The sequence below is a fragment of the Streptomyces sp. NPDC039424 genome, assembly GCF_055639495.1.
This window is the reverse complement of the sequence record NZ_JBVKAI010000002.1, coordinates 489,930-512,532: the sequence shown is the minus strand read 5'-3', so window position 1 is coordinate 512,532 and position 22,603 is coordinate 489,930. Positions and strand designations below refer to the sequence as shown.

Genomic DNA, 22,603 nt, shown 5'->3' with positions numbered 1-22,603 from the left:
GGGCTCACCACGCGCCCTGGCGGACCAGGTGGCGGCGGAGCTTTCCGGTGGAGGTGCGCGGGAGGGAGGGGACGAAGCTGACGCTCCGGGGGACCTTGAAGGCGGCCAGGCGCTCCCGGGCCAGCCGGATCAGCTCGTCCGCCAGACCGGCCGGCGGCCGGGCGACGGGTACGGCGAAGGCGCGCAGCCGGCTGACGCCGAGACCGTCGGTGACGGCCACGACCGCGACCTCCCGCACCGCCGGATGGGTCCGCAGCACGGCCTCCACCTCCAGCGGGGAGACGGTGATGCCGCCGACCATCTCCATGTCGTCGGTGCGGCCCAGGTGCCGGTAGGTGCCGTCCGGTTCGCGGCGCGCCCGGTCGTGGGTGGCCAGCCAGCCGCCCACCAGGGTGCGCTCCGTCTCCTCGGGCCGGTTCAGATAGCCGGGCGTCACCGTCGGCCCGCGCACCCACAGCTCGCCCTCGGCGCCGTCCGGCACCGGCTGCCCGGCACGGTCGCGCAGCTCCACCTCGAAGCCGGGTACGGGACGGCCGACGGTGCCGGGGTGGTTGTGGGCGAAGCTGTTGGCGCAGAAGGCGTGCCCGGCCTCGGTGGAGCCGATCTGCTCCAGGACCGGCGCGCCGAGCAGCTCGGTCACCTGCCGGCCGAGCCCCTCGGGCAGGCCCTCGCCGGCCGACACCGCGGCCCGCACCGAGGCGAAGCAGGCCTCGTGCCCGCTGCCCCGGTCGGCGACCAGCGCGGCGTACGCGGACGGCACCGAGTAGAGCAGCGTCACCCGGTGCCGGGCCACCAGTCCGTCGACGGCGGCCGGGGTCGGGCGGCCGTCCACCAGCACGGCGGACGAGCCGGAGAAGAGCGGGAAGACGAAGGCGTTGCCGAAGCCGTAGGCGAAGTACAGCTTCGACACCGACAGGGTGACGTCGTCCTCGGTGATCCGCAGCAGCCGCCGGCCGATGAGGTCGTGGTACGTCTTCGGGTCGCCGTGGACGTGCACGACGCCCTTCGGCCGGCCCGTGGTGCCGGAGGTGTACTGGATGTACAGGGGCGTGTGCGCGTCGACCGGGTGCGCGGCGGCCGGCTCGGCGGTCGTGCCGAGCGCGGCCAGCTGGTCGGCGCCCAGCCGGGCCCGGCCGGTGAACCGGTCATCCAGGCCCGGACCGGTCAGGCACAGCACGGCGTCGGTGTCCTCGGCCATGAACGCGTGCTCGTTCGCGGGGAGTTCGGGGTTGACCAGGACGGCCACGGCCCCCAGCCGGGCGATGGCGAGGAACGCCGTCACCCAGGTGATGCCGTCGGGCAGCGCGAGCAGCACCCGGTCGCCGGGGCGCACGCCCCGCTCCGCGAGGACGGAGGCCGCGCGGGCCGCCAGGTCGTGCACCTCACCGTGGGTCCAGATCCGGTGCCCCTGGTGGAAGGCGGTCCGCCGGCCCCACCCGCGCCGCTCGGTGAGCGCGGCGAGGTGGGCCGCGAGGTTGCCGGGAGCGCCGGCGTCGGCCGGGGGAGGCGTGCGAGGCGCGATGGCCGTGGGGCGCGGAGCCGGGGGAGATTGCGTGATCTTCATCGGGCGGGCTCCTCCACCGTCTCCCCGGGCGCTCTCGTCCCCACCGCCCCGTGCTCGCGCAGGGCCCGCATCTGGGCCGTGGTCTTCAGCAGCATCTCGTCGTACTCCGCCTCCGGATCCGAGTCGAGGACGATCGCGCCGCCGGCGCCCAGGTGCAGCAGACCGTCGGCGAGGACCGCGGTACGGATGACGATGTTCAGGTCCGCGCCGCCGCCGCACCCCAGATAGCCGAGGGCGCCGGAGTAGACGCCGCGGGCCTCGGTCTCCAGGGAGTCGATGATCTCCAGCGTGCGGAGTTTCGGCGCTCCGGTCATCGACCCGCCGGGGAAGCAGGCGCGGACGCAGTCCACCGCGTCCGTGTCCTCGCGCAGCCGTCCCTCGACGGTGGACACGAGCTGGTGCACGGTGGCGTAGGACTCGGTGGCCATCAGCCGGGAGACCCGCACCGTCCCGGTCCGGCAGACCTGGCCCAGGTCGTTGCGGAGCAGATCCACGATCATCAGGTTCTCGGCGCGCGTCTTGGCGTCCGCCGCGAGCGCGTCCCGGAGCCGGGCGTCCTCCTGCGGGGTGGCGCCGCGCGGCGCGGTGCCCTTGATGGGCTTGGCCTCGGCGACGCCGTCCCGGGTGATCCGCAGGAAGCGCTCGGGGGAGGAGCCGGCCACGTCGAGGTCGCCGAACCGCAGGAAGGCCGCGTACGGCGCCGGGTTGACGCGGCGCAGGACCCGGTAGAAGTCGTAGGCGTCCCCCGGTGCGGGCAGCCGGGCGGCGTTGGTCAGGCAGATCTCGTAACTGGTGCCCGCCCGCAGTTCGCGCTTGCAGGCCTCGATGTCCGCGAGGTACGTCGTCCGGTCGCGCAGCAGCCACGGTTCGGCGGCGCCGAGGTCCGGCTCGGCCGGAGCGGGCGGGGCCGGCCGGTCCGTGTCCGCCGACACGAAGGTCAGCTGGGCCACCGCTCTCTCCAGCCAGTCCGCGGCCTCCTGGGTGGCCTGCGGGGTGTCCTCCGCCAGGCAGACCGCGTAGGTGAAGCCCTCCTCGTGGTCCACCGCGATCAGCCGGTCGGCGAACAGCCAGCAGGCGTCCGGGGCCCCCGCGCGATGGCGGTTCGGCGAACCGCAGTCGGCCTTGGTCTCGTAGCCGAAGTAGCCGACATAGCCGCCGGTGAAGTCGAAGGGCAGCCCGGTGGCGTCCACCCGGCGGTTCGTCAACTGCCGCTTCAGATAGTCGAAGACACTGGCCCGGACCTTGCGCGGGGGCCGCCCGGCCCGCTCGATCTCGCAGCGGCCGGACGCCACGTCGTACCGCACGAACTCGGCGAGCGGACCGCTGTCGTCGCCGAAGAAGGAGAAGCGGGAGAGCCCCTGTTCGACCAGGGAGCTGTCCAGCCAGAACGCCCGCGGCGAGGCGGCGTACATCCGGGTGAACGCGGCCTCCGCGTCCACCGCGCCGGCGATACGGCGGGTGTGCAGGCGGTGGACGGGCCGGCCGGCGCGCCGGGGGTGGGGGATGGTCGCGACCGGCGAGGGGCCGGGGATCGGGTCGACCGAGGTGTTCTTCGTACGCGGCTTGCGGGCCCGTTCGGCCGTGAGGTTGCGGAAGTTCACCAGCATGCGGTGGCCGTGGTCGGTGAGCACGGACTCCGGGTGGAACTGCACCCCCCACAGGGGCCGGCTGCGGTGCCGCAGCCCCATCAGCACGCCGTCCTCGGACCAGGCGGTGGCCTCCAGGGTCTCGGGCAGCGGCTCGTGCACGGACAGCGAGTGGTAGCGGACCGCGGTGAAGTTCTGCGGCAGCCCCTGGAACAGGTCCCGACCGTCGTGCCGGACCGTCGACAGATGCCCGTGCCGGGGCTCGGGGGCGGCCAGCACCCGGGCGCCTTCCCCGAGCGCGATGCCCTGGTGGCCCAGACAGACGCCGAGCACGGGGAGAGGGGACTCGGCGAGCAGCCGGGCGCTGATCCCGAAGTCGCGCGCCTTCGCCGGGTGTCCCGGGCCCGGCGACACCACCACGTTGTCGAATTCCGTCAGATCGGGAATTCGTTCGGCGGGCGCGTCATTGCGGATCACCACCGGCTCCTCGCCGTTGACCTCGGCGATCAGCTGGAACAGGTTGTACGTGTACGAGTCGTAATTGTCGATGAGCAGGGTCTTCACCCGCCCACCTCCCTTTGGTCGTTCCCGGTGCTACGCCGTCCGTCGTTTGTGCCGCCCACGGAGCGCCTGGAGCGGCGGATACAGCCATTTCTTGAAGAAACGCTGAAGGCGCGGCATGAGAATCCAGGTGACAAGCGCCGTCACGCACAAGCACAACAGCAGCGTACGAACGAACGGGTTGAGGCCGCCGAGATAGGGGAGCACGATCAGATTGAACAGGAGCACCGGCGGAAACACCGCGCTCATGTTCACGAACCACAGTTTCCATTTCGCCGGCGGGGCCGGTGCGGCCGGCGTCGCGGGTTTGGCGGTCTGGGAGTCGAACCATGCCTTCGCGCCCCGTACGCTCCGGCGGCCCGTCTCCCGGGCGAACCCCGCCAACTCGGCGTCCCACTGCTTCCGGGCGGTGGAGTCATCCCAGGCCAGGGCCATGCCCTCGCTGGCGAAGCGATAGACGACATGCCACTCCGCCTCTCGGTCGACAAGAACGCCACCCCCCATGAAGCCCGGCTGCTGCGCGCTGGCGCCCAGCATGGCCCACCCCCAGGAGTGGAAGTCGGCCTCGTGGCCCGGCACCACGTGATAGGCCACGGTGACGGTGACGGGATTACTGGTCACGCTGTCGATTACGGAAAGGGCCGAGCGCGTGTTCAATCTTCAACGAGCCTTTTTCCGACTGTCCGGAAAGTGACGCCTTGACGCGATTCATACTGCTTCAACGCCATCTGTCCAGCCATTTTCCGGGTAATTTCATTTGAATTCATGGAAGCGCTTGCAGGGAAGAGGGGGAGGTTGCACGATCGCACTCCGAGACCGAAGGAGATTCATGTCCAGGTACGACTGGAATCTGACCCGCGACGGAATCGACCGGGCTCGCGCGGAGATCGAACCGCTGCGCAAAGAAGTCACCGCCCACCCGATTTACCAGCGAATAAACAGCCGGGAGCACCTCGCGACGTTCATGGCGCACCATGTGTTCGCGGTGTGGGATTTCATGTCCCTGCTCAAGTCACTGCAGCGGGACCTCACCTGTGTCGACGTGCCCTGGGTGCCGCGCGGCTCGGAGGTGAGCCGGCGGCTCATCAACGACATCGTGCTGGTCGAGGAGAGCGACGAGCTGAACGGCGGCTTCATCAGCCACTTCGAGCTGTACCGCGCGGGCATGGCCGAGGCGGCGGCCGACACGACCCGGATCGACACCTTCATCGGGCTGATCACCGAGGGCCACGACGTGCCCTCGGCGCTGCGCGTCGCCCAAGTCCCGGCGCCCGCCGCCGAGTTCGTACGCACGACCTTCGGCATCATCGCCGACCGGCCCCTGCACTGCCGCGCCGCGGCCTTCGCCTTCTCCCGCGAGGACCTCATCCCGGACATGTTCGACCAGGTGATCAAGAAGGAGGGCACCGACCGGTTCCCGCTCTTCCGCGACTATCTGGCCCGCCACATCGAGGTCGACGGCGAGGAGCACACCCCCATGGCCATGCAGATGGTGGCCGACCTCTGCGGCACCGACGACGTGCGCTGGCGGGAGGCCGTCGAGACGGCGAACCTCGCCCTGGAGGCCAGGACCCGCCTGTGGGACGGCATCACCGACGCCATGGCGTGAGGCACCGTCACGCCGTCACACCGTCCGCGAGGGCCGGTGCGCGCCTGCCGGCCCAAGGGCGCGTACCGGTCCAGGCGTGCGTACGGGCGTCACGAGGCCTCGGCCGGTGCCTCTCCGAAGCGGGCCAGCCCCAGTGCCCCCGCCACCGCCACCGCGAAACCCAGCACCGCCAGCCAGGCCAGCCCGTCCCGGGTGCGGTCGCCGAGCCACACCACGCCCACCGCGGCCGGACCGATCGTCTCCCCGATCACCATCCCGGCGGTCGCCGCCGTCACCGAGCCCCGCTGAAGGGCCGAGGTCAGCAGCAGGAACGCGGCGCCCCCGCCGAGCAGCAGGGCGTACGTGGCGGGGTTGGCCAGCAACACGGACGGCCGGAGGGAGTCGATCAGCCGCACCGCCACCTCCACCACCCCGAATCCGAACCCGGCCCCGAGCCCCAGCAGCAGCGCCCGCCCGCGCTCCGGCAGCCGCCCGCCGGTCACGCCCAGCAGCAACACCGCCAGCGCGGTCCCGAGCATCACCCACCTCAGTGCCGCCGACCCGCCCCGGTCGCCCTCCGTCCCCGAGGCCAGCCCCAGCATCGCCAGCCCGCCGCACACCACCGCCGCCGCGCCCCACTCCGCCCCGGTCAGCCGCACCCGCAGCAACCGCGCCGCGACCACCGCCGTCACCGCCAGACTGGCGGCCAGCGCCGCGCCCACCGCGTAGATCGGCACCGACCGCAGCGCCGCCACCTGCAACAGGAACCCCAGCCCGTCCAGGGCCAGCCCCGCCAGATACCGCCACTGCCGCACGGCCCGCAGCAGCAGCGCGGCGTCCCCGCCCCCGCCCCCGTCCGTGCTCGCCGCCCGGGCGGCCATCGCCTGCAACACCGTCGCCGTACCGAAGCAGACCGCCGCGCCGAGGGCGCACACCATTCCAAAGAGCACGAAAGCGACTCTAGGGGAGTGGAAGATCCCCGGCCCCCCTGCACAGGTCTTCTCACCGGTCTCTAGGCTGGCCGACAGCAGCATCCGGCCACGCCGACGGGGGAGACACGAACATGGCCAGCGCACGACGACAACTCCGCTCCACCACCGTCGTCCTCGGTGGTATGGGCCTCCTCGCCGCCGCCCTCACCGCCTGCTCCTCCGACCCCGACAAGCGCTGCGTGGACCGGGACAGCTACAACGTCACCAAGGGCTACAAGGTCGTCTCGGACAAGAACTGCAAGTCCACCAAGGCTTCCGTGAACGGCGCCTGGTACTACGGTGGCAAGAAGAAGAACGGCTGGGTCGACAGCGGCTCCTTCACCAAGTCCGGCAAGGGCTCCGGCGGTTCGTCGGACGACGACGACAGCCACGGCACCGGCGTCCACCGCGGCGGCTTCGGCGGCGGCAAGGGCAGCTCCGGCGGCTGAGCCGCGGGCGCGACGGGCAACACGACATGGAACGCCGCACGATCGACCCCCGCCCCGGCTGGCAGCAGACCGTCGAGGAACAGGGCCTGATCTACCCCCTCACCCGCCACCCCGACGGCTCCCTGCGCCCCTACTGGGACGAGAGCGCCCACTACGTCTTCACGCTCGACGAGGTGGAGGCCCTGGAGGAGGTCGTCGAGGAACTCCACCGCATGTGCCTGGCGGCGGCCGGCCACATCGTCACGGCGGGCCGCTTCACCGACCTCGGCATCACCGACCCGCGCGTCGCCGAGGCGGTCGCCGAGGCCTGGCACCGCCGCGCCGAACTCCCCTCCGTCTACGGCCGCTTCGACCTCCGCTACGACGGCACCGGCCCGGCGAAACTCCTGGAGTACAACGCCGACACCCCCACCTCACTGGTCGAGGCCGCCTCAGCGCAGTGGTTCTGGATGGAGGACCGCTTCCCCGGCGCCGACCAGTGGAACTCCCTCCACGAACGCCTCGTCGCCGCCTGGCGGAAACAGGCCGCCCTCCTTCCGCCCGGAAGCCCCCTGCACTTCGCGCACTCCGCCGCCGACGAACTCGGCGAGGACCTGATGACGGTCGCCTATCTGAAGGAGACCGCCGAACAGGCCGGCCTGGACACCGACTGGATCTCCATGGAGGAGATCGGCTGGGACACCCTCTCCGGCCGCTTCGTCGACAACGACCTCCGCTTCATCCGCAGCGTCTTCAAGCTCTACCCGTGGGAGTGGCTGACCACCGACCGCTTCGCCGGCCACGTCCTGGACACCCTCGACAACGGCGGCGGCACCGGCAGCACCCTGTGGATCGAGCCCGCCTGGAAGATGCTCCTCAGCAACAAGGCCCTCCTGGCGATCCTCTGGGAGCTGTACCCGGGCCACCCCAACCTCCTCCCCGCCTACCTCGACGGCCCGCGCGAGCTCGCGACCACGAGCGGCTACGTGGCCAAGCCCCTGCTGGGCCGGGAGGGCGAGGGCGTCACCGTCCACGAGCCCGGTGCCGCCGCCATCCGCGAAGAACCCTGCTGCTACCAGCAGTTGGCCCCCCTCCCCGCCTTCGACGGCAACCACGTCGTCCTCGGCGCCTGGGTGGTCGAGGACGAGTCGGCCGGGCTCGGCATCCGCGAGTCCTCCGGACTGATCACGGACGAGTACGCCCGCTTCCTGCCGCATGTGATCCTCTAGGCGCCTGATCCGGCCTAGGAACCGAGCACGTCCCTGAGCCGGTCCAGCCCCCAGTCCAGGTCCTCCTTGCCGATGACCAGCGGGGGCGCGATCCGGATGGTGGGCCCGTGGGTGTCCTTCACCAGCACACCCCGGTCCATCAGCCTCTCCGACACCTCCCGCCCCGTCCCGACCGCCCGGGCGACGTCGACGCCCGCCCACAGCCCGCGCCCGCGCACCGCCGTCACCCGGCCGGTGCCGGCCAGCGCGCCCAGCTCACGCAGCAGGTGCTCGCCCAGCTCGGCCGCCCGCGCCTGGTACTCGCCCGACCGCAGCATCGCGATCACCTCCAGCGCCACCGCACACGCCAGCGGATTCCCGCCGAAGGTCGACCCGTGCTCACCCGGCCGGAACACCCCGAGCACCGCCGCGCTGGACACCACCGCCGACACCGGCACGATCCCGCCGCCCAGCGCCTTCCCCAGCACGTACACATCCGGTACGACCCCCTCGTGGTCGCAGGCGAACGTCCGCCCGGTCCGGCCCAGCCCCGACTGGATCTCGTCCGCCACGAACAACACGTTCCGCTCCCGGGTCAGCTCCCGCACCGCCGGCAGATAACCGGCGGGCGGCACGATCACCCCCGACTCGCCCTGGATCGGTTCGAGGAGCACCGCCACCGTGTTCTCGGTCATCGCCGCCCGCAGCGCGGTCAGGTCCCCGTACGGCACGATCTCGAAGCCCGGCGTGTACGGCCCGAAGTCCGCCCGCGCCTCCGGATCCGTGGAGAAGCTGATCACCGTGGTCGTACGGCCGTGGAAGTTGCCGCCCGCGACGACGATCTTCGCCATCTCCGCGGGCACCCCCTTCACCCGGTAGCCCCACTTCCGGGCCGTCTTCACCGCGGTCTCCACCGCCTCCACGCCGGTGTTCATCGGCAGCACCATCTCCATGCCGCACAGCTCGGCCAGCTGCTCGCAGAAGGCCCCGAACCGGTCGTGGTGGAACGCCCGCGAGGTCAGCGTCACCCGCTCCAGCTGCCGTTTCGCCGCCTCCACCAGCCGCCGGTTGCCGTGCCCGAAGTTCAGCGCGGAGTACCCGGCCAGCAGATCCAGGTACCGACGCCCCTCGACATCCGTCATCCAGGCACCCTCCGCCGTGGCGATCACCACCGGCAGCGGGTGGTAGGTGTGCGCGCCGTGCGCGTCGGCGACGGCGATGAGGTCTTCCGTGGCGGTCAAGGCAGCTCCCGAGGCCGATGTTCGCCCCCCTGAGGTCAGCCCCCTCTCCCATCTTCTCCTCGCTCGCATGGTGGACGCGGGAACGGCACCCCGGGACCTGCCCGGTAGGCTGATCAGCGGGCCGTGACTGGCGCGCTGGGATGGGACGGACCATCAGGGAGCGGCCCGGGAACCAGCGAGTGCCGTGCGCCTGGGCCGAACCGTGAACGCTTGACGCCGCCCGTCCGGAGGTCCCCGTGTCCGAGTCGTTGTCCACCGAGTCCACCGCCTTTCGCGCCGCCCTCGACGTGATCCGCGCCGTCGAGCCGCGCGTCGCCGACGCCATCGGCCAGGAGGTCGCCGACCAGCGCGAGATGCTCAAGCTGATCGCCTCCGAGAACTACGCCTCCCCGGCCACCCTGCTGGCCATGGGCAACTGGTTCAGCGACAAGTACGCCGAGGGCACCGTCGGCCGCCGCTTCTACGCCGGCTGCCGCAACGTCGACACGGTCGAGTCCCTCGCCGCCGAGCACGCCCGCGAGCTCTTCGGCGCCCGCCACGCCTACGTCCAGCCGCACTCCGGCATCGACGCCAACCTGGTCGCCTTCTGGGCCGTACTCGCCGACCGCGTCGAGGCCCCCTTCCTGGAGAAGACCGGCGCCCGCCAGGTCAACGACCTCTCCGACGCCGACTGGGCGGAACTCCGCCAGGCCTTCGGCAACCAGCGCATGCTCGGCATGTCCCTGGACGCCGGCGGTCACCTCACGCACGGCTTCCGCCCGAACATCTCCGGCAAGATGTTCGACCAGCGCTCCTACGGCACCGATCCGGCGACCGGCCTGATCGACTACGAGGCCCTGCGCGCCTCGGCCCGCGACTTCAAGCCCCTGATCATCGTCGCGGGCTACTCCGCCTATCCCCGCCTGGTGAACTTCCGCGTCATGCGGGAGATCGCCGACGAGGTCGGCGCCACGCTCATGGTCGACATGGCCCACTTCGCGGGCCTGGTCGCGGGCAAGGTCCTCACCGGCGACTTCGACCCGGTCCCGCACGCCCAGATCGTCACCACCACCACCCACAAGTCCCTGCGCGGCCCCCGCGGCGGCATGGTCCTGTGCGACGACTCCCTCAAGGACCAGGTCGACCGCGGCTGCCCCATGGTCCTCGGCGGCCCCCTCCCGCACGTCATGGCCGCCAAGGCGGTGGCCCTCGCGGAGGCCCGCCAGGAATCCTTCCGCGACTACGCCCAGCGCATCGTCGACAACTCCCGCGCCCTGGCCGAGGGCCTGCTCCGCCGAGGCGCCACCCTCGTCACCGGCGGCACGGACAACCACCTCAACCTCATCGACGTGGCCACCTCCTACGGCCTCACCGGCCGCCAGGCCGAGGCGGCCCTCCTCGACTCCGGCATCGTCACCAACCGCAACGCCATCCCCGCCGACCCCAACGGCGCCTGGTACACCTCCGGTATCCGCATCGGCACCCCCGCCCTCACCACCCGCGGCCTGGGCACCGCCGAGATGGACGAGGTGGCGGCCCTGATCGACCGTGTCCTCACGACGACGGAGCCCGGCACCACCAAGTCGGGCGCCCCCTCCAAGGCCGCCCACGTCCTGGACCCGAAGGTGGCGGAGGAGATCGCCCAGCGGGCAACGGACCTGGTGGCGGGCTTCCCGCTGTACCCGGAGGTCGACCTGGGCTGACGCCCGGGGCTCCCCGCATCGGCAGCCCGGCTTCGCACCGGGCTGCCGCGGGGCCGGGACATCACTGCCGGCGACGGGCGCGTCAGCGGGGTCATCCCTCAATGAGAGAATGGTGAGCATGGCCTCTGATCGACCCCGCGTGCTCTCCGGAATCCAGCCCACCGCAGGCTCGTTCCACCTCGGCAACTACCTCGGTGCCGTCCGTCAGTGGGTGGCGTTGCAGGAGACGCACGACGCGTTCTACATGGTCGTCGACCTGCACGCGATCACGGTTCCGCAGGACCCGGCGGAGCTGCGGGCGAACACGCGGCTCGCCGCCGCTCAGCTGCTGGCGGCCGGGCTCGACCCGGAGCGTTGCACGCTCTTCGTGCAGAGCCATGTGCCCGAGCACGCCCAGCTCGCCTGGGTCATGAACTGCCTGACCGGCTTCGGCGAGGCGAGCCGGATGACGCAGTTCAAGGACAAGGCCGCCAAGCAGGGCGCGGACCGGGCGTCGGTCGGCCTGTTCACGTACCCGGTCCTTCAGGTGGCCGACATCCTGCTGTACCAGGCGAACGAGGTCCCGGTCGGCGAGGACCAGCGCCAGCACGTCGAGCTCACCCGTGACCTCGCCGAGCGCTTCAACGGCCGGTTCGGCCAGACCTTCACCGTCCCGAAGCCGTACATCCTCAAGGAGACGGCGAAGATCTACGACCTTCAGGACCCGACGGTCAAGATGAGCAAGTCGGCGTCCACGCCGAAGGGCCTCATCAACCTCCTGGACGAGCCGAAGGCCACCGCGAAGAAGGTCAAGAGCGCCGTCACCGACACGGACACCGTGATCCGCTACGACGTCGCGACCAAGCCGGGCGTGAGCAATCTGCTCACGATCTACTCGACGCTCACCGGGGCGGGTGTCACCGAACTGGAAGAGAAGTACGAGGGCAAGGGCTACGGCGCGCTCAAGACGGACCTCGCCGAGGTCATGGTCGAGTTCGTGACGCCGTTCCGGGAGCGCACCCAGCAGTACCTGGACGACCCCGAGACGCTGGACTCGGTCCTGGCCAAGGGCGCGGAGAAGGCACGGGCCGTGGCCGCGGAGACCCTCGCGCAGGCGTACGACCGGGTCGGCTTCCTGCCCGCGAAGCACTGAGAAGCGCCACGAAGCGCCAAGGAGCGCCGAGAGGCGCCGAGAAGCGCTGCACGCGCCGGGACGTGCCGGGTAGTACTGAGGCGTGCGACCGCACACATGTGCCACCGGGCAGAGCGCTGCACATCACTTCGCTTGCGCCTGCCCACAGCACACCCGTGGCCGTACAGTCGATAGCCGGACGGCTGTGCACGTACCGGACGAGAACGAAACAGAGCGACGACAGGAGACGACGTGGGGACCGTAACGATCGGCGTGTCGATCGCGGTCCCGGAGCCCCACGGCAGCCTGCTCCAGGAGCGGCGCGCGGGCTTCGGCGACGCCGCGGCTCTTGGTATCCCCACCCATGTCACGCTGCTGCCGCCGACGGAGGTCGACCACACCGGGCTGGCGGCCGTCGAGGCGCACCTGACCGAGGTGGCCGCGACCGGCCGGCCGTTCCGGATGCGGCTGTCCGGCACCGGCACCTTCCGGCCCCTGTCCCCGGTGGTCTACGTGCGGGTCGTCGAGGGCACCGAGGACTGCGCCCGGCTGCAGCAGCGGGTCCGTGACGCCTCCGGCCCCCTCGCCCGCGAGCTGCAGTTCCCGTACCACCCGCATGTCACCGTGGCCCACGGCATCGACGACGCGGCGATGGACCGCGCCTTCGAGGAACTCGCCGAGTACGAGGCCGCGTGGCACTGCACCGGCTTCGGACTCCACGAGCAGGGCGCCGACGGCGTGTGGCGCAAGCTGCGGGACTTCACCTTCGGCGGCGGCACCGTGGTGCCCCAGCAGGCGACCCCCGTGGACCGGGGCACGATCCCCAGCCGGTAGCCGGACACCGATCAGTCCCTAGATCGGCAGGCGCCTGAACAGCGTCCGCGGTACGTGCCGCAGCGCCGCCATCACCAGCCGCAGCGCCCCCGGCACCCACACCGTCTCCGAGCGCCGCCGCAGCCCGAGCTCGATGGCCGTGGCGACCGCCTCCGGTGTGGTGGCGAGGGGGGCCTCGTCGAGACCGGCCGTCATCCTCGTACGCACGAAACCGGGGCGTACGACCATGACGTGCACGCCGGTGCCGTGCAGCGCGTCGCCCAGTCCCTGGGCGAAGGTGTCCAGGCCGGCCTTGCTGGAGCCGTAGATGAAGTTCGAGCGGCGCGCCCGCTCGCCGGCCACCGAGGAGAGCACCACCAGGGAGCCGTGCCCCTGGGCCTGGAGCGCACGGGCGCTGACCAGGCCCGCCGACACCGCGCCGATGTAGTTCGTCTGCGCGACCCGGACCGCGTTGACCGGCTCCCTCTCGTCGATCGCCTGGTCGCCGAGGATGCCGAAGGCGAGCAGCACCATGTCGATGTCGCCCTCGGCGAAGACCTTGTCGAGCACCGGCTCGTGGGACTCGGGGTCGAGGGCGTCGAAGGCGACGGTGCGCACGTCGGCGCCCAGGGCGCGCAGCCCTTCGGCCGCCTGCTCCAGGGCGGGGGACGGGCGGCCCGCCAGCCACACCGTGCGGGCGCGCCGGACGATCAGCCGGCGCGCGGTGGCCAGCGCGATCTCGGACGTACCGCCGAGGACGAGCAGGGACTGGGGGATTCCGAAAGCGTCCTTCACGACAACTCCTAGAGGTTGAGCCGACGGGAGAGGTCCGACGTGAAGACCCCGTTCGGGTCCAGCTCCGCGCGCAGGGCCCGGAACTCGTCGAGCCGTGGGTACATCGCGGTGAGCAGCTCCGGACGCAGTCGGGAGTCCTTGGCCAGGTAGACGCGCCCGCCGGCCGCGGCCACCTCCTCGTCCAGCTCGTCGAGGAAGGCCGCGAGGCCCGGCAGCCCGGCCGGGATGTCGAGGGCGAGCGTCCAGCCGGGCACGGGGAAGGACAGCCAGCCCGGGTCGGCGTCCCCGAAGCGTTTGAGGACGGCGAGGAAGGACGGGCACCGGCGCGCGGAGATGCGGTGCACGATGCGGCGCAGGACGTCCTCCCGGCCGTGGCCGACGACGAACTGGTACTGCACGAACCCGGCCCGGCCGTAGATCCGGTTCCAGTGCGGCACGCCGTCCAGGGGGTGGAAGAAGGCCGAGACGCGCTGCAGCTCGCCGGTCCGCGCACGGGGCGCCCTGCGGTACCAGATCTCGTTGAACACTCCGACGGTGGCGCGGCCGAGGATCCCCTCGGGGACGAAGGCGGGGGCGGCCGGGAGCTGCCGGGGGCGGAAGGACAGCGGGCGCCGCCCCGCGCGCGTGTCCGCGCCGAGCGCCTCCAGGGGCGCGTGGTCGCCGCGGGTGAGCACCGCCCGGCCGGTCGCGGCGCCGCGCGCGAGCAGGTCGATCCAGGCCACCGAGTAGCGGTAGCGGTGGTCGGTGGCGGTCAGCCGGGCCATCAGGTCGTCGAGGTCGGCGGCCCGCTCGGTGTCGACCGACATGTACGACGTCTCGACCGGCAGCAGCCGCACGGTGGCCGTCAGGATCACCCCGGTCAGGCCCATGCCCCCGGCGGTCGCGTCGAACAGCGGGGTGCCCGGGCGCACCGTGCGGATCTCGCCGTCGGCGGTGAGCAGCTCCAGGGACAGCACATGGCGGGAGAAGGAGCCGGAGACGTGGTGGTTCTTGCCGTGGATGTCGGCGCCGATCGCCCCGCCGACGGTCACCTGGCGGGTGCCGGGCGTCACCGGTACGAACCAGCCGAGCGGCAGCAGCACCTCCATCAGCCGGTGCAGGGAGACGCCCGCGTCGCACAGTACGGTGCCGCCGTCGGCGTCGATCGCGTGGACGCGGTCCAGGCCGGTCATGTCGAGCACGGCACCGCCGGCGTTCTGCGCCGCGTCCCCGTACGCCCGCCCCAGGCCCCGTGCGATGCCGCCGCGGGCCCCGCAGGTGCGGACGGCGGTCGCGGCCTCCTCGTAGGTCCGTGGGCGGATCAGCCGGGCGGCGGTGGGGGCGGTGCGGCCCCAACCCGTGACGGTGACGGTGTCTCCAGGCATGCCGGTGACCGTATCGCCCCCATGTGGACGATTAGTTCTGAAACATCCCATGCCTCCCCAAAATGGGTGATTAATGGGATGTCGCTCAATATTGCCGTAGTTCCGGCCGCGCCGAGGTGAACAGTGAGTCCACATGGACGACATGGACGACATGGCCGACATGGACCACCGGATCCTTTCGGCACTCCACGCCTGCGGTGCCGATCCACGCGTCGCGTCGGCCGCGCGCGGCCTGTCCCTGGCCGGTGAGCACGGCGCGCTGTGGCTCGCGGCGGGCCTCGTCGGAGCCGCCGTGGACGGCTCACGGCGCGGCTCCTGGCTCCGTGGTACGGCGCTCGTCGCGGGCGCGCACCTCACCAGCATGGGGGTGAAACGCGTGGTGCGCCGCGCGCGCCCCGCGCACGTCGCACCCCTGGTGCGCACCGCCGGCCGGCACTCCTTCCCCAGCTCCCACGCCGCCTCCGCCACGGCCGCCGCGGTCGCCTTCAGAACGCTGGGCGTGCGGGGGCTGCCGCCGCTCGCCGCCGCCATGTGCCTGTCCCGCCTGGTGGCGGGCGTCCACTACCCCTCGGACGTGGCGGCGGGCGCGGCCCTCGGAGCGCTCACGGCCTGCCTCGGCGCGCGCTGGATGAGAGGGGGCGTCCATGACTGAGATCGCGCTTCTGCGGCAGCGCACGCCCAGCGAGCGGCCCCCGCCCTCGCGCGGAGGCGGCCTCCTGGGCGGCCTGCTCAGGACCACCCGGCCCCGGCAGTGGGTCAAGAACAGCCTGGTCCTCGCCGCCCCGGCCGCCGCCGGGCAGCTCTTCTCCCGGCACGCCCTCACCCAAGTCGCCCTGGTCTTCGTCCTGTTCACCGCCTGCGCCGCCGCCGTCTACCTGATCAACGACGCCCGCGACGCCGAGGCCGACCGCGCCCACCCCACCAAGCGGCACCGCCCGGTGGCCGCCGGTCAGGTCCCCGTACCCGTGGCCTACGCCACCGGAGGCGCGCTGGCCGTCCTCGCCCCGGCCACCGCGGCCTGGCTGGCCTCGCCGGCCGTCGCCGCCCTGCTGACGGCGTACCTCGGCATGCAACTGGCGTACTGCGTCACCCTCAAGCACGTCCTGGTCGTCGACCTCGTCGTCGTCACCACCGGCTTCCTGATGCGGGCGATGATCGGCGGGCTCGCGCTCGGCATCCCGCTGTCCCGCTGGTTCCTCATCACCACCGGCTTCGGGGCGCTGTTCATGGTCTCCGCCAAGCGCTACTCCGAGGCCGTCCAGCTGGCCGGACAGGCGGGCGCCACGCGGGCGTTGCTCACCGAGTACACCACCGGCTACCTGCGCTTCGTCTGGCAGCTGGCGGCCGGCGTCGCCGTCCTCGCCTACTGCCTGTGGGCTCTTGAGGAGGGCGGCGTGCCGCACACCGGCGTGCTGCCCTGGCGGCAGCTGTCCATGGTCGCCTTCATCCTCGCGATCCTGCGGTACGCCGTCTTCGCCGACCGCGGCACCGCGGGCGAGCCCGAGGACGTGGTCCTGCGCGACCGGGCGCTGGCCCTGATCGGCGTGGCCTGGCTCGCCATGTACGGCCTGGCGGTGGCCGATTGGTGACCCCGGTGCACCGCGCCGAACTGGTCGGCTTCGCCACCGTCGGCCTGCTCGCCTACACCGTCGACCTGGCCCTCTTCACCGCCCTGCGCGGCCCCGCCGCCCTGGACCCGCTCACCGCCAAGACCCTGTCCTTCGCCGCGGGCTGCACGGTCGCCTACGCCGGCAACGCGCTCGGCACCTACCGGCACACGCGCCCCCAGGGCCTGCGCCCGTACGCCGTCTTCGTCGCCGTGAACCTCGCCGGCGCCCTCGTCCAGCTGTTCTGCCTCACCGTCAGCCACTACGGCCTCGGCCTCACCTCCCAGCTCGCCGACACGGTCTCGGGGGCCGGCGTCGGCATGGCGCTGGCCACGGTCCTGCGGTTCTGGGGTACCCGGACATGGGTGTTCCGGGTCGCGGGCACAGAAGTCGAGGGCACGGACGAGGGCAGAGACGGATCATGGACTGGCTGAAGAGACTCCCGGGCATCGGTCCGCTGGTCACGCGGCTGATGGCCACGCACGCATGGCGTTCGTACGAGCGTCTGGACCGGGTGAAGTGGACCCGGCTGGCCGCGGCCATGACCTTCGTCAGCTTCGTCGCGCTGTTCCCGCTGCTGACCGTCTCCGCCGCGATCGCCGCCGCCACGCTCAGCCCGTCCCGCCAGCACAACGTCCAGAACCAGATCGCCGGGCAGTTCCCCGGCCTCTCCGACCAGCTCGACCTCACCTCGCTGGTCCAGAACGCCGGCACCGTCGGCGTCATCGCGGGCGCCGTCCTGCTGTTCACCGGCATCGGCTGGGTCGGCCAGGTGCGCGACTGCCTGCGCGCGGTGTGGGAGCTGCCCGACACCGAGGAGAACCCGGTCATGCGCAAGGGCAAGGACGCCGGGATCCTGGTCGGTCTCGGCGGCGCGCTGCTGGTCACGCTCGCCGCCTCCACCGTCGCCTCCGCCGCGGTCGGCTGGTCGTCCCGGCAGCTCGGCCTCGCCGAGCACGGCTGGGGCAGTGTGCTGCTGCGCGTCGCCGCGTTCGCCGTCGCCGTACTCGCCGACTTCCTGGTCCTGCTGTACGTGCTGACCCTGCTGCCCGGCGTCGAACCGCACCGCCACCGCCTGTTCGTCGCGGCGCTGACCGGCGCGGTCGGCTTCGAACTGCTGAAGCTGCTGCTCAGCGGCTACATCCAGGGAGTCGCCTCGAAGAGCATGTACGGCGCCTTCGGTGTCCCGGTGGCCCTGCTGCTGTGGATCAACTTCACCGCGAAACTGGTGCTGTTCTGCGCCTCCTGGACGGCGACGCAGAGCAAAGCGGTCGAACTCAGGGACGTGTCCGGCGACGCACGAGATCCGGCAGCGGCCACCGGCGGTTGACCAGGAACGCCCCGCCGCCCAGCAGCGCCAGCAGCCCGCCGACGACCGCCAGGGCGATGCCGACGCCGCTCGACCCGCCCTCGGAGGAGGCGGCGGCCACCGGCTTCGCCGAGGACCCGCCGGTCCCCGTACCGGCGCCTCCCGCCTGTCCGGCCGACGGCGTCGCGCCGGGCTGCCCGGTCGCCCGGACGGCGTTCTTCGGCGGCACCAGCTCGCCCACCGGCTGGACCTTGCCGGCCGCCTCGAAGCCCCAGTCGAGGAGCCGGGCGGTCTCCTTGTAGACCTCGTTGTGCTCGCGCTTCTCCGGCTTCATGACGGTGACCAGCAGGACCCTGCCGTCGCGTTCGGCGACGCCGGTGAAGGTGGCGCCCGCGTTGGTGGTGTTGCCGTTCTTCACGCCCGCGATGCCCTGGTAGACGGGGACGTCCGTGTCGCCGCTCAGCAGCCGGTTGGTGTTCTGGATCTCGCCGGAGCCGAAGGTCGCCCGCACGGTCGAGCAGTAGTCGCGGAAGTCCTTCTTCTGCAGGCCCGAACGGGCGAACAGCGTCAGGTCGTACGCCGACGACACCTGCTCCGGCGCGTCGTAGCCGTCGGGGCTGACCACGTGCGTGTCCAGGGCCTGGAGGTCGTCGGCGTGCGCCTGCATGTCCTCGACGGTGCGGTCGATGCCGCCGTTCATCTGCGACAGCACGTGCACGGCGTCGTTGCCGGAGCGCAGGAAGACGCCGAGCCACAGATCGTGGACGGTATAGGTCTTGTTCTCCTTGATCCCGACCACGCTGGAGCCGGCGCCCATGCCCTCCAGGTCGGCCGCCACGACCTTGTGCTCGGTGGTCTTCGGGAACCTCGGCAGGACCGTGTCGGCGAACAGCATCTTCAGGGTGCTCGCCGGGGGCAGCCGCCAGTGCGCGTTGTGCGCGGCGAGGACCTCGCCGGACTCGGCGTCGGCCACGATCCAGGAGCGCGCGGTGACGTCCTTGGGCAGCACGGGGACGCCTGTGCCGAGGTTGACCTGCGTGCCGGCCAGGCCCAGGCGGGTGCCGCCGACCGTCGACATGTGCACGGGGGGAGTGGCCGACGGGCTGGTCGAGGGGGTGGGTGCGGCGACGGCGGCGGGCGCGGCGAGGGAGAGCGACAGCAGCGCGGCGGAGGTGACCGGCAGGGCTCGCCTCGCGGTCTTCTTGGGTGCGGGCACGGTCGGAAACGTACCCCGGCTCCCACCCCGGGCGCGGCACCGGACGGCCCTTGGCGATACTGAGGGTATGAAGCTCAGCCGCCCGGTCTCCTGGTTCCTGCTCGCCTTCGGGGTGTGGAGCTGGGTCATCTGGGTCACTTTCGTCAAGAATCTCGTCAAGGACAGCAGCGGTCTCGCCTTCGACGACGGTCACCCGACGGCCTATTTCTGGGTGCATCTGACGCTGGCGGTCGTTTCCTTCGTATTGGGGACGGTCATCGGGGTCATCGGGTTGCGCGGACTGCGCGCACTGCGCCGGACGCCGTAACCCCGGAATACGCGGAATACGTGGAATACGTGGAATACGCGGCATACGCGCGATACACGGAAACGGGAAATACCGGGAACACGGGGGACACAGCAGGGTGATCATCGTCTTCGCGCTCGTCGCCCTGGCCGTCCTGGCCGTCGTCGCGGGCCTGCACCGGTACGTCTGGCGGCGCCTGGTCCGCGACACGACCGCGGGCCCCGGCCCGGCGCGCCGCACGGGCACGGCGGTCTTCGTCGCCGGCCCCCTCCTGATGATCACCGCCCTGATCGCCGAACGCGCCGGCGCCCCCTTCTGGCTCCAGCGCACCCTCGCCTGGCCCGGCTTCCTCTGGATGGCCCTGTCCATCTACCTCCTCCTGGCCACCCTGGCCGGCGAGGCGGCCCGCCCCCTCCTCCACCGACTGCTCAAGACCCGCCCCCCGGCCACCGCAGCCCCCGCCCCGACCGACCGGACCCCGGACCCTGCCGAGCCCGGCCGCGGGACCGCCGAGACCTCGCCCGGGACACCCGAGCCCGCGGCGCACGTGTCTGAACCCGCGCGGGGGACGGTCGAGGTCGCGTCGCAGACCCTGGCCGAGGCGCCGCAGGCGCCGCAGGCACCCGCGTCCGGGCCGCGTGCCCCCGGATCCCCGGGGGAGGCCGCCGAATCCACGTCGGGGACCGCCGCCCATGCGGACCCCTCCCGTCGCCTGTTCGTGTCCCGGGTGGTCGGTGGGGTGGCCGCCGCCGCGGCGGTGGGGACCGTCGGGTACGGGACCTATGGCGTTCTGCGGGGGCCGAGGGTGAAGCGGGTCACCGTGCCGTTGGCGAAACTGCCGCGGGCGGCGCGGGGGTTCCGGATCGCCGTGGTCAGTGACATCCACCTGGGCCCGGTCCTCGGCAGGGGCTTCGCGCAGAAGGTGGTCGACACCGTCAACGGCACGCAGCCCGACCTGATCGCGGTCGTCGGTGACCTGGTGGACGGCAGCGTCAAGGACCTGGGCCCGGCGGCGGCGCCGCTGGCGGGGCTGCGGGCCCGGCACGGGGCGTACTTCGTCACCGGGAACCACGAGTACTTCTCGGGCGCCGAGCAGTGGGTCGAGGAGGTACGGGAACTGGGGATGCGCCCGCTGGAGAACGCCCGTACCGAACTGCCGTACTTCGACCTGGCCGGAGTCAACGACCTCCAGGGCGAGAGCGAGGGGCAGGGACCGGACTTCGGCCGGGCGCTCGGCGACCGGGACACGGCACGCGCGTGTGTGCTGCTCGCCCACCAGCCGGTGCAGATCCACGAGGCCGTCCGCCACGGTGTCGACCTCCAGCTCTCCGGCCACACCCACGGCGGTCAGCTCTGGCCGGGCAACTTCATCGCGGAGGCGGCCAACCCGACCGTCGCCGGTCTCGAACGCTACGGCGACACCCAGCTGTACGTCAGCCGGGGCGCCGGCGCCTGGGGCCCGCCCACGCGCGTGGGCGCCCCCTCGGACGTCACGCTGATCGAGCTCGCACCGCTGTGAAGAAACCATGAAGGTGATGTGAAACCCGGCGTTAACAACCCCCGGGTAAGTTCTTTCTCATCTAGGCAGATTGCTCTTCCCCCGGGTTAAACACGTGTGATTAGGTGAGCCGCGCCACTAGGGGGTGGCGCTTGTGTGCAGGGCCTGGGTAGGGCTCGGGTAGGGCCTGGGGAGGCACCACCATGCGATCGGTTCGCATGCGGATTCTCGCGACTTTTCTCGTCCTGGCGGCCGTGGGAGTCGGCGGCTGGAAACTCTTGCCGTCCGAGGAGGGCAACGACAGGACCATCACGGTCGGCACCACGGACGCCGTCACATCGATCGACCCGGCCGGCGCCTACGACGCCGGTTCCTGGGCGCTGTTCAGCAACGTCTTCCAGTCACTGCTGACCTTCGAGCCGGACGGCGTCACGCCGGTGCCGGACGCGGCCGAAGCCTGCGACTTCGTGGGCGCGGGCCTGACGACCTACCGCTGCCGGCTGCGGGAGGGCATCACCTTCCCGAGCGGCCGGGCGATGACCGCGCAGGACGTGAAGTACTCCTTCGACCGGGTCAAGAAGATCAACTCCGATGTCGGCCCGGCGTCCCTGCTCTCCACCCTCTCCACGGTGACCGCCGACAACGACACCACCGTCACCTTCCACCTCTCCTCGCCGGACGCCACCTTCCCGTTCAAGGTGGCCACCGGCGCCGGTGCCATCGTCGACCGGACCAAGTACCCGGCGGCCCAGCTGCGTTCCGGCGGCGACGCCGACGGCACCGGCCCGTACCGGCTCACCGGCTACACGAAGGACAAACTGGCCACCCTGGAGCCGAACTCCTCCTACAAGGGCGACCTGAAGAGCACCGGCGCCCCGGTCGAGCTGCGCTACTACGGCGACTCCGAGAAGCTGAACGCCGCCTGGAAGGCCAAGCAGGTCGACGTCGCCACCCGCACACTGCCGCCCGGCGTCCTGTCCGGCCTGTCCCCGAGCGACCCGGACCAGCGCGTCACGGAGTCAGACAGCTCCGAGACCCGCAACCTCTACCTCAACACCCGCGAGGGCTCCCCGCTGCACGACGTGCGCGTCCGGCGGGCCATGGCCTGGCTGGTCGACCGCGACAAGCTGGCCGCGAAGGTGTACGACGGCACCGTCGACCCGCTGTACTCGCTGATCCCGACCGGCATCACGGGCCACAACACGGCGTTCTTCGACGACTACCCCAAGCAGAGCACCGAGAAGGCGAAGCAGCTGCTCACCGAGGCCGGCGTCTCGACCCCGGTGCGCTTCACCTTCGGCTACGGCAAGGGCCGCGGCGCGGGCGCCGAGGAGGCCGCCGAGCTGAAGCAGCAGCTGGAGGCCGGCGGCCTGTTCAAGGTGGACGTCAAGGGCTACGAGTGGACCGACTTCCAGAAGCGCTGGGCGAGCGGCAAGATGGACGCCTGGGCGGTCGGCTGGGTCGCCGACTACCCCGACCCGGACACCTTCGGCGCCCCGCTCGTCGGCTCCGACTCCACGATGAGCACCGGCTACAGCAACAAGCTCATCGACAACCTGATCCTCGACAGCCAGCGGTACGCCGACCGCACCCGGGTCACGCAGGACTTCCGCACCGTGCAGGAGGACGTCGCCGAGGACGTGCCGCTGATCCCGCTGTGGCAGCGCAAGGAGTACGTCGTCAGCAGCGAGGACGTCGGCGGCGGCCAGTACCTCTCGGACGGCACCGGCGTGTTCCGGCTGTGGCGCCTGGAGTGGATCTGACGCGTCCGCCTA

Annotated in this window: 21 protein-coding genes and 1 riboswitch; of the genes, 13 read left to right on the top strand and 8 right to left on the bottom strand. The window is 71.8% G+C overall.

Going from position 1 to position 22,603, the window contains the following annotated elements; translation table 11 throughout:
* Positions 1-4 precede the first annotated feature (4 nt).
* Genes ACZ7L0_RS07190 through ACZ7L0_RS07180 form a run of 3 tightly spaced genes read right to left on the bottom strand, consistent with a single transcriptional unit; the run spans position 5 to position 4,332 of the window.
* A complete protein-coding gene (locus ACZ7L0_RS07190) occupies positions 5-1,564 on the bottom strand; it encodes a benzoate-CoA ligase family protein (RefSeq protein WP_471241420.1) in 1,560 nt (519 codons plus the stop codon).
* On the bottom strand, positions 1,561-3,714 hold the full coding sequence (pabB, locus tag ACZ7L0_RS07185; protein ID WP_471241419.1) for an aminodeoxychorismate synthase component I: 2,154 nt from the start codon (positions 3,712-3,714) through the stop codon (positions 1,561-1,563). Before pabB ends, ACZ7L0_RS07190 begins: the two co-directional genes overlap by 4 nt.
* 30 nt (positions 3,715-3,744) lie before the next feature.
* Positions 3,745-4,332 (bottom strand): hypothetical protein, encoded by a 588-nt coding sequence (locus ACZ7L0_RS07180; protein ID WP_471241418.1) that lies wholly within the window; start codon positions 4,330-4,332, stop codon positions 3,745-3,747.
* A gap of 208 nt (positions 4,333-4,540) precedes the next feature.
* Here ACZ7L0_RS07180 and ACZ7L0_RS07175 point away from each other — a divergent pair, with 208 nt between their 5' ends.
* On the top strand, positions 4,541-5,320 hold the full coding sequence (locus tag ACZ7L0_RS07175) for a DUF3050 domain-containing protein (protein WP_471241417.1): 780 nt from the start codon (positions 4,541-4,543) through the stop codon (positions 5,318-5,320).
* An 89-nt stretch (positions 5,321-5,409) separates the two neighbouring features.
* On the opposite strand, the gene ACZ7L0_RS07170 is transcribed toward ACZ7L0_RS07175, so the two are convergent.
* Positions 5,410-6,237, bottom strand: a complete 828-nt coding sequence (locus ACZ7L0_RS07170; RefSeq protein ID WP_471241608.1) for a DMT family transporter — start codon at positions 6,235-6,237, stop codon at positions 5,410-5,412.
* A 125-nt stretch (positions 6,238-6,362) separates the two neighbouring features.
* Between ACZ7L0_RS07170 and ACZ7L0_RS07165 the strand changes: the two genes are divergently transcribed.
* Complete coding sequence (locus tag ACZ7L0_RS07165; protein WP_471241416.1) at positions 6,363-6,719, top strand: hypothetical protein; 357 nt, start codon at positions 6,363-6,365, stop codon at positions 6,717-6,719.
* Positions 6,720-6,745: 26 nt separating this feature from the next.
* Entirely contained in the window at positions 6,746-7,927 is a 1,182-nt protein-coding gene (locus ACZ7L0_RS07160; protein ID WP_471241415.1) for a glutathionylspermidine synthase family protein, read from the top strand.
* A gap of 14 nt (positions 7,928-7,941) precedes the next feature.
* On the opposite strand, the gene rocD is transcribed toward ACZ7L0_RS07160, so the two are convergent.
* Complete coding sequence (rocD, locus tag ACZ7L0_RS07155) at positions 7,942-9,147, bottom strand: ornithine--oxo-acid transaminase (RefSeq protein WP_471241414.1); 1,206 nt, start codon at positions 9,145-9,147, stop codon at positions 7,942-7,944.
* A 113-nt stretch (positions 9,148-9,260) separates the two neighbouring features.
* A riboswitch (ZMP/ZTP riboswitch) is annotated at positions 9,261-9,350 on the top strand.
* A gap of 33 nt (positions 9,351-9,383) precedes the next feature.
* On the opposite strand from rocD, the gene ACZ7L0_RS07150 reads away from it, so the two are divergent.
* The 3 genes from ACZ7L0_RS07150 to ACZ7L0_RS07140 all read left to right on the top strand — a co-directional run bounded on the left by ACZ7L0_RS07150 (position 9,384) and on the right by ACZ7L0_RS07140 (position 12,774).
* On the top strand, positions 9,384-10,829 hold the full coding sequence (locus tag ACZ7L0_RS07150; protein WP_471241413.1) for a glycine hydroxymethyltransferase: 1,446 nt from the start codon (positions 9,384-9,386) through the stop codon (positions 10,827-10,829).
* A gap of 118 nt (positions 10,830-10,947) precedes the next feature.
* The gene (trpS, locus tag ACZ7L0_RS07145; RefSeq protein WP_471241412.1) at positions 10,948-11,961 is read left to right on the top strand and encodes a tryptophan--tRNA ligase; all 1,014 of its coding nucleotides are present in this window, start codon (positions 10,948-10,950) and stop codon (positions 11,959-11,961) included.
* 231 nt (positions 11,962-12,192) lie between these two features.
* The gene (locus tag ACZ7L0_RS07140; RefSeq protein ID WP_471241411.1) at positions 12,193-12,774 is read left to right on the top strand and encodes a 2'-5' RNA ligase family protein; all 582 of its coding nucleotides are present in this window, start codon (positions 12,193-12,195) and stop codon (positions 12,772-12,774) included.
* A gap of 18 nt (positions 12,775-12,792) precedes the next feature.
* On the opposite strand, the gene ACZ7L0_RS07135 is transcribed toward ACZ7L0_RS07140, so the two are convergent.
* The gene (locus tag ACZ7L0_RS07135; protein ID WP_471241410.1) at positions 12,793-13,548 is read right to left on the bottom strand and encodes a decaprenylphospho-beta-D-erythro-pentofuranosid-2-ulose 2-reductase; all 756 of its coding nucleotides are present in this window, start codon (positions 13,546-13,548) and stop codon (positions 12,793-12,795) included.
* 8 nt (positions 13,549-13,556) lie between these two features.
* Positions 13,557-14,912 (bottom strand): FAD-binding oxidoreductase, encoded by a 1,356-nt coding sequence (locus ACZ7L0_RS07130; RefSeq protein ID WP_471241409.1) that lies wholly within the window; start codon positions 14,910-14,912, stop codon positions 13,557-13,559.
* Positions 14,913-15,045: 133 nt separating this feature from the next.
* On the opposite strand from ACZ7L0_RS07130, the gene ACZ7L0_RS07125 reads away from it, so the two are divergent.
* Genes ACZ7L0_RS07125 through ACZ7L0_RS07110 form a run of 4 tightly spaced genes read left to right on the top strand, consistent with a single transcriptional unit; the run spans position 15,046 to position 17,849 of the window.
* Entirely contained in the window at positions 15,046-15,564 is a 519-nt protein-coding gene (locus ACZ7L0_RS07125; protein ID WP_471241408.1) for a phosphatase PAP2 family protein, read from the top strand.
* The gene (locus ACZ7L0_RS07120) at positions 15,557-16,501 is read left to right on the top strand and encodes a decaprenyl-phosphate phosphoribosyltransferase (RefSeq protein WP_471241407.1); all 945 of its coding nucleotides are present in this window, start codon (positions 15,557-15,559) and stop codon (positions 16,499-16,501) included. The genes ACZ7L0_RS07125 and ACZ7L0_RS07120 overlap by 8 nt, the downstream gene beginning before the upstream one ends.
* Complete coding sequence (locus ACZ7L0_RS07115; RefSeq protein ID WP_471241406.1) at positions 16,498-16,953, top strand: GtrA family protein; 456 nt, start codon at positions 16,498-16,500, stop codon at positions 16,951-16,953. Before ACZ7L0_RS07120 ends, ACZ7L0_RS07115 begins: the two co-directional genes overlap by 4 nt.
* A complete protein-coding gene (locus tag ACZ7L0_RS07110) occupies positions 16,941-17,849 on the top strand; it encodes a YihY/virulence factor BrkB family protein (protein ID WP_471241405.1) in 909 nt (302 codons plus the stop codon). The genes ACZ7L0_RS07115 and ACZ7L0_RS07110 overlap by 13 nt, the downstream gene beginning before the upstream one ends.
* Here the strand turns inward: ACZ7L0_RS07110 and ACZ7L0_RS07105 are convergent.
* Positions 17,797-19,044: a D-alanyl-D-alanine carboxypeptidase family protein gene (locus tag ACZ7L0_RS07105; protein WP_471241404.1), complete on the bottom strand. Its 1,248-nt coding sequence runs from the start codon at positions 19,042-19,044 to the stop codon at positions 17,797-17,799. The two genes, ACZ7L0_RS07110 and ACZ7L0_RS07105, sit on opposite strands and share 53 nt — an antisense overlap.
* 67 nt (positions 19,045-19,111) lie before the next feature.
* Between ACZ7L0_RS07105 and ACZ7L0_RS07100 the strand changes: the two genes are divergently transcribed.
* The 3 genes from ACZ7L0_RS07100 (at position 19,112) to ACZ7L0_RS07090 (ending at position 22,591) form a co-directional block, all read left to right on the top strand.
* Complete coding sequence (locus tag ACZ7L0_RS07100; RefSeq protein ID WP_471241403.1) at positions 19,112-19,351, top strand: SCO4848 family membrane protein; 240 nt, start codon at positions 19,112-19,114, stop codon at positions 19,349-19,351.
* 97 nt (positions 19,352-19,448) lie between these two features.
* Positions 19,449-20,849 (top strand): metallophosphoesterase, encoded by a 1,401-nt coding sequence (locus ACZ7L0_RS07095; RefSeq protein WP_471241402.1) that lies wholly within the window; start codon positions 19,449-19,451, stop codon positions 20,847-20,849.
* 197 nt (positions 20,850-21,046) lie between these two features.
* Positions 21,047-22,591, top strand: coding sequence for an ABC transporter substrate-binding protein (locus tag ACZ7L0_RS07090; RefSeq protein WP_471241401.1), 1,545 nt, complete (start codon positions 21,047-21,049; stop codon positions 22,589-22,591).
* Positions 22,592-22,603 lie beyond the last annotated feature (12 nt).

What these genes read in the sequence shown, in the direction of transcription:
- ACZ7L0_RS07190 (WP_471241420.1), bottom strand. Translation starts at nt 1,564, where the DNA reads ATGAAGATCACGCAATCTCCCCCGGCTCCGCGCCCCACGGCCATCGCG.
- trpS (WP_471241412.1), top strand. Translation starts at nt 10,948, where the DNA reads ATGGCCTCTGATCGACCCCGCGTGCTCTCCGGAATCCAGCCCACCGCA.
- ACZ7L0_RS07160 (WP_471241415.1), top strand. Translation starts at nt 6,746, where the DNA reads ATGGAACGCCGCACGATCGACCCCCGCCCCGGCTGGCAGCAGACCGTC.
- ACZ7L0_RS07165 (WP_471241416.1), top strand. Translation starts at nt 6,363, where the DNA reads ATGGCCAGCGCACGACGACAACTCCGCTCCACCACCGTCGTCCTCGGT.
- ACZ7L0_RS07125 (WP_471241408.1), top strand. Translation starts at nt 15,046, where the DNA reads ATGGACGACATGGACGACATGGCCGACATGGACCACCGGATCCTTTCG.
- ACZ7L0_RS07120 (WP_471241407.1), top strand. Translation starts at nt 15,557, where the DNA reads ATGACTGAGATCGCGCTTCTGCGGCAGCGCACGCCCAGCGAGCGGCCC.
- ACZ7L0_RS07175 (WP_471241417.1), top strand. Translation starts at nt 4,541, where the DNA reads ATGTCCAGGTACGACTGGAATCTGACCCGCGACGGAATCGACCGGGCT.
- ACZ7L0_RS07090 (WP_471241401.1), top strand. Translation starts at nt 21,047, where the DNA reads ATGCGGATTCTCGCGACTTTTCTCGTCCTGGCGGCCGTGGGAGTCGGC.
- ACZ7L0_RS07100 (WP_471241403.1), top strand. Translation starts at nt 19,112, where the DNA reads ATGAAGCTCAGCCGCCCGGTCTCCTGGTTCCTGCTCGCCTTCGGGGTG.
- ACZ7L0_RS07110 (WP_471241405.1), top strand. Translation starts at nt 16,941, where the DNA reads ATGGACTGGCTGAAGAGACTCCCGGGCATCGGTCCGCTGGTCACGCGG.
- ACZ7L0_RS07130 (WP_471241409.1), bottom strand. Translation starts at nt 14,912, where the DNA reads ATGCCTGGAGACACCGTCACCGTCACGGGTTGGGGCCGCACCGCCCCC.
- ACZ7L0_RS07170 (WP_471241608.1), bottom strand. Translation starts at nt 6,237, where the DNA reads ATGGTGTGCGCCCTCGGCGCGGCGGTCTGCTTCGGTACGGCGACGGTG.